Here is a 15,026-nt window from a genome sequence, read left to right on the forward strand (position 1 = left end):
ACGGGAGCCGCCACCGATGTGCCGGGCGACCGCACGGGGGCCGAAACCGAGACCGAAAGGCGAGAAGTTCGCGACCGTTTCGACCCTGCCGACGCCCGCGCGGGCGTAGAGTACCCACCTGTCTTCCGAGTCCGACGACGCGACTCGACCCTCCTTTCACGACTGTCAGGGTGAGACGGATGCCCTTCCTGGATCGCCGCGAGGCCGGCCGCCGGCTCGTCGAACGCCTGCGCGCCTTCCGCGGGCCCGACACCATCGTGCTCGGGTTGCCGCGTGGTGGCATGCCGGTGGCTTTCGAGGTCGCCACCGCGTTGCGGGTGCCGCTGGACGTCGCCGTGGTGTGCAAGCTGGAGGTTCCCGACCGGCCCCGGCTGGTGTTCGGCGCGGTCGCCGAATCCGGTGTGCGCGTGGTCGACGACGACCTGGTGGTGCGGGCCTTCATCGGCCCGCCCGAGCGGTCCCGGGTGGAACGCCAGGCTCGAGAGACGGTGCTACGCAACAGCGCTCGGCTGCGGCGCGGGCGGCCGCAGCCGCGGATCGCGGGCCGCACCGTGGTGCTCGTCGACGACGGCGTCACGACCGGCAACACCGCGCGAGCGGCGTGCGAACTGGCCCGGGCCCGCGGCGCGGCCCGGGTGGTGTTCGCGGTGCCGGTGGGTTCCTGCCGCCCGATCCGCGCCCTGACGGGGTCCGCCGACAACGTGATCTGCCTGGAGACACCGGCGCTGTTCCACACCATCGGCCAGTGGTACCGCCACTTCGACGAGGTCAGCGAGGACACCGTGCGCGCTCTGCTGGACCGCGCGGCGGGCGAACTGGGCGATCGGCCGCCCACCCATCCGATTCGCACCGTCTGAAACACGTTCTAGACATATAGCCGTATTTGTCTTACCGTCGAGACATGCACGAGGATCTGTCTCACGAAGCTCGGTTCCGCCTCCGCTCCGGCGACAGCTGGCGCGACCCGTGGACGATGTACGCCGCGCTGCGTGAGTTCGACCCGGTGCACCACGTGGTCCCCGAGGACCGCGCACACGAGGACTACTACGTGCTCTCGCGGTACGCCGACGTGTACGACGCGGTCCGTGATCCCGAAACGTTCTCCTCCGCACAGGGTTTGACCGTCGACTACAACAACCTGTCGGAGATCGGGCTCGGCGAGAACCGGCCCTTCGTGTTCACCGATCCGCCGGATCACACGGTGTTCCGCCGCCGGGTGGCCAAGGGGTTCACGCCGCGTCAGGTGCAGGAGATCAGCCCGGCGGTCCGGGAATTCGTCGCCGAACGGATCGAGCGGATGCGCGCCGCGGGCGGCGGCGACCTCTCCGCCGAGCTGTTCAAACCGCTGCCGACGATGGTGGTCGCGCATTACCTCGGTGTGCCGGAAGAGGATCGGACCAAGTTCGACGAGTGGAGCGAGGCCATCGTGGCGGCCTCGGCCACCGGTGGGGTACTACAGGCGCAGGCCGCGGTCAGGGAGTTGAGCCAGTACTTCGCGGCGCTCATCGACCGCCGCCGCGCCGCGCCCGGTGACGACACCATCTCGCACCTGCTGGCCTCGGGCCTGACCGAGGACGGCGACGTCGGCGGCGTGCTGCAGATCCTCGGCTTCGCCTTCACCATGATCACCGGCGGGAACGACACCACCACCGGAAACCTCGGCGGCGCTGTGCAATTGCTGACGCTGTACCCGGAGCAGCGGCGGTTGCTGCTGGACGATCCGGACCTGCTCTCCGGCGCGATCGACGAATTCCTGCGGCTCACCTCGCCGGTGCAGGGACTGGCTCGCACCACCACCCGGGACGTGGAGATCGAGGGTGTCACCATCCCCGCCGGGCGCCGCGTGCTGCTGCTGTACGCGTCGGCCAACCGCGACGAGCGCGAATACGGCGCGGACGCAGGCGAACTCGACATACTGCGGCGACCGAAGAACATCCTCACCTTCGGCAACGGCAACCACCACTGCCTCGGCGCGGCCGCGGCCCGCATGCAGGCGACCATCGCGCTGCGAGAGCTGCTGACGCGCTGCCCCGACTTCACCGTCGACCTCGACAAGGTGCGCTACACCGAAGGCAGTTACGTGCGGTGGCCGGTCAGCGTCCCCTTCCGAGCCGCGGCGTGAGCGGGACCGAGCGGCGCTGGTCGAGCGAACCGCGGGCGGTGCACGCCGCCGAGCGCATCCTCGACGCGGCCGCCGAGCTGTTCGCCGCACGCGGGGTGGCCGCCACGGGCATGGCCGATATCGCCAAGGCCGCCGGTTGCTCGCGCGCGACGCTCTACCGATACTTCGACAGTCGGCAGGCCGTGCGGCTGGCGTTCGTGCACCGCGAGGCCCGCCGCATCGGCGCCGCCGTGCTGCGCGAGATCGAGGACACCGCCGCGCCCGCGGACCGGGTGGTGGCGGGCGTCCTGGCGGCGCTGCGGGCGGTGCGTTCGGACCCGCTGCTGATCGCCTGGTTCCGCCCCGGCGACGCGGGCCTCACCTCCGAGATCGCCGAGACCTCGGAGGTGATCGAGGCCATCGGGGGCTCGCTGTTCGACTCGGAAGACGGTGTGGCGCAACGGGAGCTGTCGCTGCGGGCGCGCTGGCTCACCCGGATCATCGTGTCGCTGCTGACGGTCCCCGGCCGCGACGAGGCCGAGGAACGCGAGCTGCTGCACCGGTTCGTGGCGCCCGCGGTGACCGCCACACATCCCTGATCCGCACCGCTCGGGCCTGCGCGGGTAGCGGGGTTGCCGGGGGTTGCGCCCGATCGCCGGGCGCACAAGGGTGGTGAGCATGGATTCGCTGATCATGTCGGCCCGCGATATCGAGTTCCTCCTCTACGAGTGGCTGGACGTGACCGGGCTGACCGCCCGCGAGCGCTACCGCGAGCATTCACGCGAGACCTTCGACCAGGTGCTGAGCCTGAGCCGGGAGCTGGCGACCAAGTACTTCGCCCCGCACAACCGCGACAGCGACCTGCACGAGCCCACCTTCGACGGCGAGAAGGTGCACATCCTGCCGGCGGTGAAGCAGGCGCTGGACGTGTTCGGCGAGGCGGGCCTGGTCGGCGCGGCGATGGACGAACGAGTGGGCGGCATGCAACTGCCCTATACCGTGTTCTCCGCGTGCATGGCGTGGTTCTACGCCGCGAACGTCGCCACCACCAGCTATTCGATGCTGACCATGGGCAACGCGAATCTGCTGGCGGCGCACGCCGACGGGGACCAGATCGATCGTTTCGTCCGGCCGATGCTGACAGGCCGCTACTTCGGCACCATGGCGCTGTCGGAGCCGCAGGCGGGCTCCAGCCTGGCCGACATCACCACCAAGGCCGTCCCGCAGGACGACGGCACCTACCGACTGTTCGGCCGCAAGATGTGGATCTCCGGCGGCGACCACGAACTGTCGGAGAACATCGTCCACCTGGTGCTGGCGCGCATTCCCGACGCGCCCGCGGGCACCCGCGGCATCTCGCTGTTCATCGTGCCGAAGTTCCTGCCCGGAGCGGACGACTCCGTGGGCGAGCGCAACGACATCGTGCTGGCGGGCATCAATCACAAGATGGGGTGGCGCGGGACGGTCAACACCGCGCCGGTGCTCGGCGACGGCGCCTTCACCCCCGGTGGGCAGGCAGGCGCGGTCGGTTACCTGGTCGGCGAGGCGAACCGGGGCCTGTCCTACATGTTCCACATGATGAACGAGGCACGGCTGGGCGTGGGCCTGGCCGCCACCGCGCTCGGCTACACCGGATATCTGAAGGCGCTGGACTACGCCCGCAACCGGCCGCAGGGCCGCCCGGCCACCGCCCGCGGCCAGGCGACCGCGCAGATCCCGATCGTGCGCCACCCCGATGTGCGGCGAATGCTGCTGGCGCAGAAGGCCTATGCCGAGGGCGCGCTGGCATTGCAGTTGTACTGCGGCACGCTGGTGGACGAACAACGCAGCGCCACAGCGGAATCCGAAATACAGCGGGCGTCGACACTGCTGCGCGTGCTCACCCCGATCGCGAAGAGTTGGCCCAGCCAGTGGTGCCTGGCGGCCAACGATCTGGCCATCCAGGTGCACGGCGGCGCCGGCTACACCCGCGACTACGACGTCGAGCAGCATTACCGCGACAACCGGCTGAACCCGATCCACGAAGGCACACATGGCATTCAGAGCCTCGACCTGCTCGGGCGGGCGGTCACCGCGGACAGCGGCGCGGCGCTGACGCTGCTGCTGGAGACGATCGGCGCGACCGTCGCGGCCGCGCGCGCCACCGCCGACGGCGAGCTGGGCGACTACGCCGACGCGCTGCAGCAGGCCGCCGGCCGGGTGGTCGCCACCACCGGACTGCTCTGGAAGGATCTGGATCCCGCACCGGCGCTGGCCAATTCGGCCGCGTACCTGGAGGCGTTCGGGCACGTGGTGCTGGCGTGGATCTGGCTGGAGCAGGCGGTGGCGGCGCACGGCCGCACCGGCTCGTTCTACGACGGCAAACGCGCGGCAACCCGGTACTTCTACCGGTGGGAGCTGCCGCGCACGGCCCCGCTGTTCGACCTGCTCGACTCGCTCGATCGGACCACTCTCGACCTCGACGACGACTGCCTGTAAGCCGCGCTCCACCGCCGGTTTTGCGACAATGCGAAATACGTGCGGTGTTAGGGTATTACGTATTCGACCTCGTGGTGGCAACGATGCCGTCCCGTACCCGCAAGGGCCTGGAGCCCACCCGGTATAGGCGGAACCGATGGACCTTCTCAATCCGATCGACGCGATCTTTCTGGCAATAGAATCCCGCGAGCATCCGATGCATGTCGGCGGCTTGCAAGTATTCGAGCCGCCGCCCGAAGCCACCGACGATTTCGTGCACGACCTGTACGACGAGGCGAGGGCGGCGACCGACGTGCGCCCCCGCTTCCGGCGTCGGCAGAGCCGCATCCTGGGCGGCTTCTCCAGCCTGGCCTGGTCGCACGCCGACGACGTCGATCTCGGCTATCACCTGCGACGCAGCGCCCTGCCCGCGCCCGGCGGCCGCACCGAACTGCTCGATCTGGTCGGCCGGCTGCACTCCGGCCTGCTCGATCGGCACCGGCCGCTGTGGGAGGGCCGGATCATCGAGGGGCTGTCCGGCGGCCGGTTCGCGATCTACGTCAAGGTCCATCACGCACTCATGGACGGGGTGTCGGCGCTGCGGCTGCTACAGCGCACGCTGACCGACGACCCGTACGACACCCGCCTGCGCGTCCCGTGGACGCAGGGCCGTCCCGACGTCTCCGACGACGCGGCCGTCGGGATGTGGGAACAGCTGCGAAAGACGCTGCCGCGCATAGCAACCGGCGTCGGCGCCACCGCCGCGGCGACCCGCGCGCTGGCCGAGCGGCAGCTCGAACTGCCGCTGTCGGCGCCGCCCTCGATGTTCAACGTCCCGATCGGCGGCGCGCGCAGCGTGACGGTCGGCTCCTGGCCGCTGGAACGCGTCCACGCGGTGCGCCGCGCCACCGGCGCCACCGTCAACGATGTGGTGCTGGCCATGTCGGCGGGCGCGTTGCGTTCCTACCTGCTGGAGCGAAACGCGTTGCCGGACAAGCCGTTGACCGCGATGGTCCCGGTCGATCTGCGCGGCGCCGCCGACGGCGACTCGGACGGGAATCTGGTGGCGGCGGTGCTGTGCAACCTCGCGACCGACCTCGCCGACCCGGCGGCCCGGCTGGCGGCGATCAGCGCGTCGATGCGGCGGTCCAAGCGGGTCTTCCAGCAGTTGCCGCAGCTGGAGGCGATCGCGCTGTCCGGGCTGCTGATGTCCCCGCTGGGTATGACGCTGGTGCCGGGTTTCGAAGCGCTGCCGCGAGTTCCGTTCAACCTGGTGATCTCCAACATCCCCGGCCCGCGCAAACCGGTGTATCTGCAGGGCGCCCGGCTGGAGAGTAACTACCCGCTGTCGATCCCGTTCGACGGTCAGGCGGTGAACATCACCGTCACGTCCACCGCGGACACCCTCGACTTCGGTCTGGTCGCCTGCCGTCGCTCGGTCCCGCACCTACCCCGCATGATCGGCCACCTGGAGACCGCGCTGGCGGAACTGGCGCACGCCGCGACCTAGACCCGGTCCTCCGGGAACTTGCCGCGAGGTTCCTCGACGATGACCTCCGGCTCCTCCGGGCGGCCCGGCCACGGCCGTTCGGCCAGCACCGGGAACTGCCCGGCGTGGCCGTGCCGAATCTCCGCTATGCGCAGCACCTTTCGGCGCGCGAGGAACCACCCGCAGACCAGGGCGGGACCGAGCACCGCGACCAGCGCCAGCACCGCCGTGCGCTGCACCGGGGTGCCGCCGAAGGCCATCAGCGCCACCACGGCCGCGAGGAAGATCAGCGCCGAGATGCTCGTGTACGGCGTGCCGGGCAGCCGGAACTTCGGGCGATACGCCACGCCCTGCCGCCATCGGTACCACAAGCGCAACTGGCAGAGCAGCACCACCGTCCACGACACGATGGTGCCGAGCGCCGACACGTTCAGCACGATCTCGAACGCCTGATTCGGCACCACCGCGTCGAGCCCCACCCCGATCAGGGCGATCGCGCCGGTGGCGAGGATGCCGACGTACGGCACGCCGCTGCGCGACATCCGCGCCGCGAAGCCCGGGGCGCTGCCGTTCATCGACATGGAACGCAGGATCCGGCCGGTCGAATAGAGACCGGCGTTGAGGCTGGAGAACGCCGCGGTCAGCACGATCAGGTTCATGACCGTACCGGCGGCGGGCAGGCCGATGCCCGCGAAGAAGGTCACGAACGGGCTCTCTCCCGCACGAAAGGCGGTGTAGGGCAACAACAGTCCGAGCAGGATCAGGGAGCCGACGTAGAAGACGGCGATGCGGGTGATCACCGAGTTGATGGCGCGCGGCATGACATCCTCGGGATTGCGCGTCTCCCCCGCAGCGATCCCGACCAGTTCGACTGCGGCGTAAGCGAATACGACACCCGTCGTCACGGTGATCAGCGGCAGCGCTCCGGTGGGGAACAGCCCGCCGTGTTCGGTCAGCACGCCCACGCCGGTGTGCTCGCCGTGGATCGTGAACCGCCCGGCCAGGAAGACCGTGCCGATCACCAGGAAACCGACCAGCGCAACGACTTTGATGAGCGCGACCCAGAACTCCAGTTCGCCGAACCAGCGCACCGAGATCAGATTGGTGCACACCACCGCGACCAGTGCGAGGAGCGCGAGCAGCCAGTGCGGCACCGCCTCGAACGCGCCCCAATACCGGAAATAGGTGGCGATGGCGGTGATGTCGACAATTCCGGTCATGCACCAGTGGAAGAAATAAGTCCATCCGACCGCGAAAGCCAGTTTCTCGCCGTAGAATTCGCGCGCGTAGGACACGAAGGAGCCGGCCGAGGGCCGGTGCAACACCAGCTCACCGAGCGCACGCAGAATGAAGAACACGAAGATGCCGCACACGGCGTACACCAGGAACAACCCTGGCCCGGCGCCCGCCAGCCGCCCGCCCGCGCCTAGAAACAGCCCGGTCCCGATGACGCCACCGATCGCGATCATCTGCAGCTGCCGCGCGTGCAGGGATCTTCGATACCCGGCATCTTCCGCGTGCAACGCATCCGCCAGCGCCGACAGTTCCACAGGTCGCCGGACTGAAGCCATGACCATGGGCCTAACTGTGAGTCAAATCATGTCGCGCAATAATGTACCGTCATGTAGCGGTTCATTCAACAGCGGTAAGTGACGTTACGGTAAATCATCGCGAGGCGCACCTTAGGGTGAGGGCCGTGGATACGCGATGGCCACAGTTGCGAGAACGGTGCCTGCTCGAGGAGGACGCCGCGATCCTCGCGCTGAACAAACCCGACGGGATCTCGGTGACCGGCGAGCGGCACGACACCGACATCGTCGAACTGGCCGCCGAATACGGCGAGACGCTCTATCCGGTGCATCGCATCGACAAGGTGACCTCGGGGCTGGTGCTGCTGGCCAAGGACCTCGGCGCGCACGGACAGCTCACCCGGCAGTTCACCAAGCGCACGGCCGACAAGACCTATCTGGCGATCACCGCCTCGACCGGCCTGCCCGACCAGGGCGTCATCGACCTGCCGTTGAGCGTGGGCCGCAAGAACCGGGTGCGGATCGCCGCGCCCCGCGACAGCATCGCGCACAGTGCGGGGAGCTGGCAGGTGGACGAACGAGACCTGTTGGCGGGCAAGAATTATCCGTCCCGCACCGAATTCACGACCGTGCTGCGCGCCGGCGAGTACACGGTGCTCGCGGTCCGCCCGATCACCGGTCGACGCCATCAGATCCGGGTCCATCTGGCCTGGATCGGACATCCGATCGCGGGCGATCCGCTGTTCGACAAGTCCGGCCGGTATCCGCGCACCCACCTGCATTCGTGGCGGCTGCGATTGGACGCGCCCTGGCGAACCCCGGCCGTGCTCGACCTGGAGGCCCCGCCCGGCCCGGATTTCTGGACCGTCGGCGAGACCACGCTCACACCGGCGGCCGAGGCACTCGGCGGCCGCTAGCCATTTACCCTGGATGGGTGTGCCGACCAGGCACGCCCGGGCGCAACGGCGCGATTCCCACGAGAAAGCGGACGCCGATGATTGTGTTGGCACAGCTCAGCGACACCCACTTCGACCTGCACACACACAACTCCGAGCGGGTCGAGCGGGTGATGGCCTACCTCGCCGGCCTGCCGCACCGGCCCGACGCGATCCTGGTCACCGGCGACATCACCGACTCCGGCAAGGCCGAGGAGTTCGAGCAGGCCCGCGCCGCGCTGCGGGCCGACGTCCCGGTGTGGGTGCTGCCGGGCAATCACGACGACCGCGCCAATCTGCGCGAAGTGCTGCTGCGCCGACCGCCCTCCTACGAGCCCATCAACCAGGCTCTGCGCCTGGACGGGCTGACCGTGGCGCTGCTGGATTCGACCATCCCCGGTGAGAGCGGCGGTGAACTGTCCGACGACACCTACGCCTGGCTGACCGACCTGCTGCGGGACACCCCCGCCGACTCCGCGGTGCTGCTCGCGTTGCACCACCCGCCGATGCCCATGTACAGCACGGTGGTCGACCCGATCCGGCTGGCGAATCCGCAGCGCCTGGAGCAGATCGTCGCCGCCGACGACCGGATCGTCGGCGTCGTCACCGGGCATATGCATTCGATGGCGACCACGCTGTTCGGCGGGCGGCAACTGGTGGTCGCGCCCAGCGTGGCGTCGCTGATCGGCGGGCAGTGGGAGGTGGGCAGTCCGGGAGAGGTCCCCATCGACTACGGCCCCGACCCCTCGCTGGTCCTGCACGCCGTCGACGGACACCGGCTGACCTCGATCGTACGAATCGTCCCGATGGGCGGCCGGATCGGCGTGCAGCCGCGCTGAATTACGCCGCGACACTTCAGAATCGGCGTGACGGCGACCCGGCGGCCAGCCCGTTGGCCGCCACCCGCTCGCGGCGGTAGGCCGACGGCGTGGTGCCGGTCCAGCGCTTGAACGCGTAGATGAACGTCGAGGCCTCCGCGTAACCCAGCCGGATCGCCACATCGCTCACCGACAGCGGTGTGGCCGTGAGCATCTCCTCCGCCAGCGCCCGGCGCACCTCGTCCAGCAGGGCGCGGTAACTGGTGCCCGCGGTGTCGAGGTGGCGGCGCAGGGTGCGGGTGCTCATGTTGAGATCGCGTGCCACGGCGTCGATTCCGGGCGGTGCGGCGAAGCCGTCGGCCCCGCCGCGCGGCATCAGCCGCTCCCGGACCTCGGCGGCGATACCGGTGCGGGCCCGCCGCCGGTGCACCAGGTCCCGGCACTGGGCCAGGCACATCGCCCAGGTGTGCTCGTTGGCCTGCGGCAGTGGCTGTTCCAGGATCTCGGGCGGAAGCGAGAACAGGTTCCGCGGCTGCCCGAACCGCGGGCGCACCCCGATGATCTCGGCCAGCTGATCCGCGTAATCGGGCTCGGGATAGTCGAATTCGGCGCGAATGAGTTCCAGCGGGCGTCCCAGCAGATCCGTCATCACCTGGTGCATGGCGAGCACATCGCGCTCGACCAGGAACCGCCGGACGTCGGCGGGCACCAGCTCGTCGTGGATGTCGGCGACGAATTCCTCCGGCTCCCAGCGAGTTACGGGGATGCAGAAGGTGAAGCTCAGCTCCAGGAAACGCAGCGCGAACGAGATCGCCTCGCCCAGTGTGGGACTCGACACGCAGGCGAAGCCGAAGATGCCGAACGTGGTGATGCGGTAGCGGCGGCCCACCTCGACGCCCAACGCCGGACGGTCCTCGGCCAGCGCCCGCACCAGATTGCGGACCACCGCCAGCTCGGTATGCGCGTCGATCTGTACGTCCGGGTCGGCGAGGACGCGCTCGGACAGTCCCGTGCCGCGCAGCATGCGGGCGGCGGGCAGGCCGTGCTCGCGGGCGTAGCCGACCATCAGCGCCACGCTCGCCACCCCACGCGGGAAGTCCCAGTTGCGAATGCCGGGGTGCTGCACGGTTGCCATACCGCGATTATGGCCGAATATGTCGATCTAGTTCGCCGACCCTCCCTACAGTAAGGATGAGAAGCATGATGTGAGGAGCACCACAATGCCCGCGACAACGCCGTCGGTCATCATCATCGGCGCCGGATTCGGTGGCCTGGGCATGGCACTGGAACTGCAGCGCAACGGGTTCGGCGCGTTCACCATTCTGGAACGCGCCGCCGACCTGGGCGGGGTCTGGCGGGAGAACACCTATCCCGGCGCCGCCTGCGACGTACCCTCGCCGCTGTACTCGTTCTCGTTCGAGCCGCGGCCGGACTGGCCGCATCGCTATTCCGGGCGCACCGACATCCACGACTATCTGCGCGCGATCGCCCGCAAGCACCGGCTGCTGGAGCGGATCCGGTTCGGGGCCGAGGTCACCGAGGCCGCCTTCGACGAAGCCGCCGGACGCTGGACCGTGCGCACCGCCGACGGCGCGGTGTACACCGCCGACGTGGTCGTCTCCGCGGTCGGGCAGCTGTCGCGGCCGCGACTGCCCGACATCCCCGGACGCGAGACCTTCGCGGGCCCCTCCTTTCATTCGGCGCTGTGGGACCACTCGGTGGAACTGACCGGCAAACGCGTCGCCGTAATCGGAACCGGGGCCAGCGCAATCCAATTCGTGCCCGCGATTCAGCCGGAGGTGGCGCGGTTGACGCTGTTCCAGCGCACGGCGGCCTGGGTGGTGCGTCGCACCGACCGGGAGTACCGGCCCGTGCACCACGCCCTGTTCCGGCACGTGCCGGGCCTGCGCCTGGCGCAGCGGCTGTGGGTGTGGTGCTTCCTGGAATTCCTCTCGCTGGGCCTGGCGACGTTCCCGCCCATCCGGCGGATCGCCACCTGGCTCGGCCACCGCGCGCTGCGCCGCGACGTGCCCGATCCGGAACTGCGCGCCGAACTCACACCCGACTATCCGGTGCTGTGCAAGCGCGTGCTGTTCTCCAACGAGTACTACCCGGCGCTCACCCAGCCGAATGTCGACGTGGTGACGACCGGGATCGCAGAGATCGTGCCCGGCGGGGTCCGCACCACGGACGGGGAGGTGCATCCCGCCGACGTGATCGTCTACGGCACCGGCTTCAAGGGCAGCGAATTCCTCTGGCCCATGCGGATCACCGGGCGCGGCGGGGCGGAACTGGATCGGGCGTGGATCGGCGGAGCCCGCGCCTACCTCGGCATGGCGGTGCCCGGGTTCCCCAATCTCTTCCTGATGTACGGGCCGAACACCAACCTCGGCATCGGCTCCATCGTCTACATGATCGAATGCCAGGCCCGCTACATCCGCCAAGCCCTGGCCTACCTCGCCGCGCATCCCGGCCGCGGGCTCGAGGTCCGGGCCGCGGTCGCGCGCGAGTTCGACGACCACACCCAGCGCCGCCTGCAACGCACGCCGTGGACCGGTTGCAGCAGCTGGTACCGCGACGCCGCCGGGCGCATCACCAACAACTGGCCCGGCACCGTCACCTCTTACCGACTGCGCACCCGGCGGCTGAACCCCGCCGACTACGACCTCGTAATCCCTTCTTGACCTCGACGGCGCTCATGCCAGAGATGTCACAGAAACGAACTGGCAGACTTGACCCGTGACCGCTCCACCCCAGCCCGGCACCGGGCCGACGCCCGTGCACGGTCCGCTGCGCCCCATCGAGCTGGCGACCGGAGCGGTGCTCGGCGGCGTCACCGTCGGACTCGTGACGCTGGGTTCGGTGATCCCGTTCGCGGCGGCGCTGAATCTCGTCGCCGCCGTACCGCTGGGCCTGCTCGCACATCGCTACCGCCTGCGCGCCATCGTCACCACGACGGTGGCGGCGACGCTGGTGACGTTCGTCGCGGGCGGGCTGGTACCGGCGATCACGGTGGTCAGCGCGGCGACGCTGGGCGGCATCGTCGGCAGCGTCAAGCGGCGTCGCGGCGGCCTGGCGGCGGTGCTCGGGCTCTCGCTCGCCGCCGGACTGATCTGGTCCGCGGTGGTGCTGGGCTGGCTGCTGATCTTCTCCACGGCACGAAACCTGTTGTTCGACAACATCCGCAACGCGTCGCGCGGGTTCGAGAACCTCGCCGGGCAGGCCCGGCTGGACGGCGCCGGACATGCCGTCGCCGATGTCGCCGACCTGATACTGCGCTGGTGGTGGGTCTTCGTCGGCGCCGGTGTGCTGGGCGGCATGGTGGCGACCGCGATCTTCTCCTGGTACGCGCTGGGTTCGGTGCTGGACCGGCTGGCCTGGCTGCCCGGCGTGGACCGGCTCGACGCACCGGTCGACGACCGGCCGGTTCAGCCGCTGCCGGTGACGCTGCGCGACGTGTCGTTCCGCTATCCGGGCGCGCGGACCGAGGCGCTGGCCGGGATCGACCTCACCGTGCGAGTCGGCGAATTCGTTGCCGTGGTCGGGCACAACGGGTCGGGCAAGTCGACGCTGACCCGGGTGCTGGCCGGGCGCCCGCCTACCGGCGGGACCGTGGAGCGGCCCGGATCGGCCGGACTGGGCGTGCTCGGCGGCACCGCACTGGTATTGCAGCGGCCCGAGAGTCAGACGCTGGGCGTGCTGGTCGCCGACGACGTGGTGTGGGGGCTGCCGCCCGAACTCGCCGCGCAGGTCGATGTCGAGGCGCTGCTGCACGAGGTCGGTCTGGGCGCGCTCGGCCGGGCCGAGACCGCGACGCTGTCCGGCGGGCAGCAGCAGCGCCTGGCCGTCGCCGCCGCCCTCGCCCGCAAACCCGCGCTGCTCATCGCCGACGAGGCCACCTCGATGATCGATCCCGACGGCCGCCGCGAACTGGTCGCCCTGCTCGCGGCGCTGCCCCAGCGGCATGGGATGGCGGTCGTCCTGGTCACGCACCACGAGGCCGACGCGGCGGCCGCGGACCGGGTCGTGCACCTGTCGGGCGGCCGTCAGGTCGAGCGGTTGCCGGCCTGGCCGCGGCCGGTCCGTGATGCCCGCCGCCGGCCGATGGGCGAACCGCTGCTGGAGTTGCACGGGGTGCGGCACACCTACAACCGCGGCACGCCGTGGTCGGCCGCGGCGCTGCACGGCGTCGATCTCACGGTGCGCCGCGGCGAGGCGCTGCTGGTGGTGGGCGGCAACGGTTCCGGCAAGTCGACGCTGGCCTGGATCATGGCCGGGCTGATCGTCCCGACCGCCGGCACCTGCACGCTGCGCGAGCCCACCCGGACCCGGCCGGTGCATCGCCGGATCGGGGCCGTCGAGTTGGCCTTCCAGCATTCCCGGCTGCAACTGCAGCGCCAGACCGTCGGTGCGGAGATCGAGGACTGGGGCGGCAGCGGGACCGGTTCCGGCGCGGTCGGGCGGGCGCTCGACGCGGTGGGACTGGACCGGATGCTGGCCTCACGGTCCATCGAATCGCTGTCCGGCGGGCAGGCCAAGCGGGTCGTGCTGGCCGCGATCGTGGCGGCCCGGCCGCAGGTCGTGGTGCTGGACGAGCCGCTGGCCGGACTGGATCCGGAGGGCCGCGCCGAGGTCGTGGAACTGCTTGCCCGCCTGCGGGATTCCGGGTTGACCCTGATCGTCATCTCGCACGACGTCGCCGATATGGCGGCCGTATGCGACCGCACCGTGCATCTGCGGTCCGGTCGCATCCTGGAGACCGCGCCGCACTCGGTCGCCGCGACCGGCGAGCAGCGCCCCGAGTCGGCCGCCGAGCCGACCGCCACCTTCGCACGGCTGCACATCCAGCGCCCCGAAGCACCCGGAGATCCCTCATGAGTACCGTGCTGCTGCGCCAGGTTCCGGTCGACAGTCCCGTGCACCGGATGTGGGCCGGGACGAAGATGATCGCGGCGTTCCTGATCAGCGTGTTGCTGATGGTGCTGCCGTCGTGGCCGGTGATCGGCATGACGGTGCTGTTCCTGGTGGTCGTCGGGCTGGTGGCGCGGCTACCGCTGGGGACGTTGCCGCGGCTGCCGTGGTGGTTCTGGGCCATGCTGCTGGTCGGGGCGCTGGTCAATGTTCCGGTCGGCGGCGCGGCCGTGCTGCGGTACGCGCAGGTGGTGGTGTTCGGCCTGGTCCTGGTGACCACGTCGTTCCTGATCGCCTGGACCACGCCGATGGGTGAGATCGCCCCGGCGCTCGCGACCTTGGGCGCGCCCCTGCGGAAACTGCGCATCCCGGTGGACGAGTGGGCCGTCGTCGTGGCGCTCACGCTGCGCGGCCTGCCCCTGCTGCTGGACGAGATGCGGGTGCTGCGGGCCGCCCGCAGGCTGCGGCCGAAGGATTCGGCGCTGCAACGTGCGGCGGTGAACCCGCTGCTGGACATCCTGACCGCCGCCATGGCCGTCGCCACCCGCCGGGCCGGGGAACTGGGCGAGGCCATCACCGCGCGCGGCGGCACCGGGCAGCTCACCGCGCACCCCGCCGGGCCCGGCCGGCGCGACGCGATCGCGCTGGCGGTGGTGGTCGTCGTGTGCGCGGGCGCGGTCCTGGTGGACGTTCTCACGTAGAGCAAACTCGCCGGTACACCGAAAGAGATTCTCTCTGGAGCGATTTCCGGTACCCGGACGCGTCTGGTGACGGTACAGTTACACA

At 70.1% G+C, this 15,026-nt stretch carries 12 protein-coding genes; 10 read left to right on the forward strand and 2 right to left on the reverse strand.

The genetic code is table 11. The annotated features are described in order from the left end of the window. Nucleotides 1-179: 179 nt before the first annotated feature. The 5 genes from ACFMRZ_RS18800 to ACFMRZ_RS18820 all read left to right on the forward strand — a co-directional run bounded on the left by ACFMRZ_RS18800 (nucleotide 180) and on the right by ACFMRZ_RS18820 (nucleotide 6,068). Complete coding sequence (locus ACFMRZ_RS18800; RefSeq protein ID WP_280361425.1) at nucleotides 180-857, forward strand: phosphoribosyltransferase; 678 nt, start codon at nucleotides 180-182, stop codon at nucleotides 855-857. Between the two features lie 44 nt (nucleotides 858-901). Next, on the forward strand, nucleotides 902-2,122 hold the full coding sequence (locus tag ACFMRZ_RS18805; protein WP_400180174.1) for a cytochrome P450: 1,221 nt from the start codon (nucleotides 902-904) through the stop codon (nucleotides 2,120-2,122). After that, nucleotides 2,119-2,700, forward strand: a complete 582-nt coding sequence (locus tag ACFMRZ_RS18810) for a TetR/AcrR family transcriptional regulator (protein ID WP_400180175.1) — start codon at nucleotides 2,119-2,121, stop codon at nucleotides 2,698-2,700. Before ACFMRZ_RS18805 ends, ACFMRZ_RS18810 begins: the two co-directional genes overlap by 4 nt. A gap of 79 nt (nucleotides 2,701-2,779) precedes the next feature. Next, on the forward strand, nucleotides 2,780-4,579 hold the full coding sequence (locus tag ACFMRZ_RS18815) for an acyl-CoA dehydrogenase (RefSeq protein WP_400180176.1): 1,800 nt from the start codon (nucleotides 2,780-2,782) through the stop codon (nucleotides 4,577-4,579). Between the two features lie 136 nt (nucleotides 4,580-4,715). Continuing rightward, complete coding sequence (locus ACFMRZ_RS18820) at nucleotides 4,716-6,068, forward strand: wax ester/triacylglycerol synthase family O-acyltransferase (RefSeq protein ID WP_400180177.1); 1,353 nt, start codon at nucleotides 4,716-4,718, stop codon at nucleotides 6,066-6,068. On the opposite strand, the gene ACFMRZ_RS18825 is transcribed toward ACFMRZ_RS18820, so the two are convergent. Continuing rightward, nucleotides 6,065-7,618, reverse strand: coding sequence for an amino acid permease (locus ACFMRZ_RS18825; RefSeq protein WP_400182904.1), 1,554 nt, complete (start codon nucleotides 7,616-7,618; stop codon nucleotides 6,065-6,067). The two genes, ACFMRZ_RS18820 and ACFMRZ_RS18825, sit on opposite strands and share 4 nt — an antisense overlap. A gap of 125 nt (nucleotides 7,619-7,743) precedes the next feature. Between ACFMRZ_RS18825 and ACFMRZ_RS18830 the strand changes: the two genes are divergently transcribed. Together ACFMRZ_RS18830 and ACFMRZ_RS18835 are read left to right on the forward strand one after the other, a co-directional pair. Then, nucleotides 7,744-8,493, forward strand: a complete 750-nt coding sequence (locus ACFMRZ_RS18830; protein WP_400180178.1) for an RluA family pseudouridine synthase — start codon at nucleotides 7,744-7,746, stop codon at nucleotides 8,491-8,493. Nucleotides 8,494-8,570: 77 nt separating this feature from the next. Further along, a complete protein-coding gene (locus tag ACFMRZ_RS18835; protein ID WP_400180179.1) occupies nucleotides 8,571-9,350 on the forward strand; it encodes a metallophosphoesterase in 780 nt (259 codons plus the stop codon). A gap of 16 nt (nucleotides 9,351-9,366) precedes the next feature. On the opposite strand, the gene ACFMRZ_RS18840 is transcribed toward ACFMRZ_RS18835, so the two are convergent. After that, the gene (locus ACFMRZ_RS18840; RefSeq protein WP_400180180.1) at nucleotides 9,367-10,464 is read right to left on the reverse strand and encodes an AraC family transcriptional regulator; all 1,098 of its coding nucleotides are present in this window, start codon (nucleotides 10,462-10,464) and stop codon (nucleotides 9,367-9,369) included. A gap of 85 nt (nucleotides 10,465-10,549) precedes the next feature. Between ACFMRZ_RS18840 and ACFMRZ_RS18845 the strand changes: the two genes are divergently transcribed. The 3 genes from ACFMRZ_RS18845 to ACFMRZ_RS18855 are packed head-to-tail and all read left to right on the forward strand — an operon-like array spanning nucleotide 10,550 to nucleotide 14,941. Then, a complete protein-coding gene (locus tag ACFMRZ_RS18845; RefSeq protein WP_400180181.1) occupies nucleotides 10,550-12,013 on the forward strand; it encodes a flavin-containing monooxygenase in 1,464 nt (487 codons plus the stop codon). 55 nt (nucleotides 12,014-12,068) lie between these two features. Next, complete coding sequence (locus tag ACFMRZ_RS18850) at nucleotides 12,069-14,207, forward strand: ATP-binding cassette domain-containing protein (protein ID WP_400180182.1); 2,139 nt, start codon at nucleotides 12,069-12,071, stop codon at nucleotides 14,205-14,207. Then, nucleotides 14,204-14,941: an energy-coupling factor transporter transmembrane protein EcfT gene (locus ACFMRZ_RS18855; protein ID WP_280273324.1), complete on the forward strand. Its 738-nt coding sequence runs from the start codon at nucleotides 14,204-14,206 to the stop codon at nucleotides 14,939-14,941. The genes ACFMRZ_RS18850 and ACFMRZ_RS18855 overlap by 4 nt, the downstream gene beginning before the upstream one ends. Nucleotides 14,942-15,026: the final 85 nt, after the last annotated feature.

This window comes from Nocardia sp. N2S4-5 (assembly GCF_044628355.1).
GTDB classification, from domain to species: domain Bacteria; phylum Actinomycetota; class Actinomycetes; order Mycobacteriales; family Mycobacteriaceae; genus Nocardia; species Nocardia wallacei_B.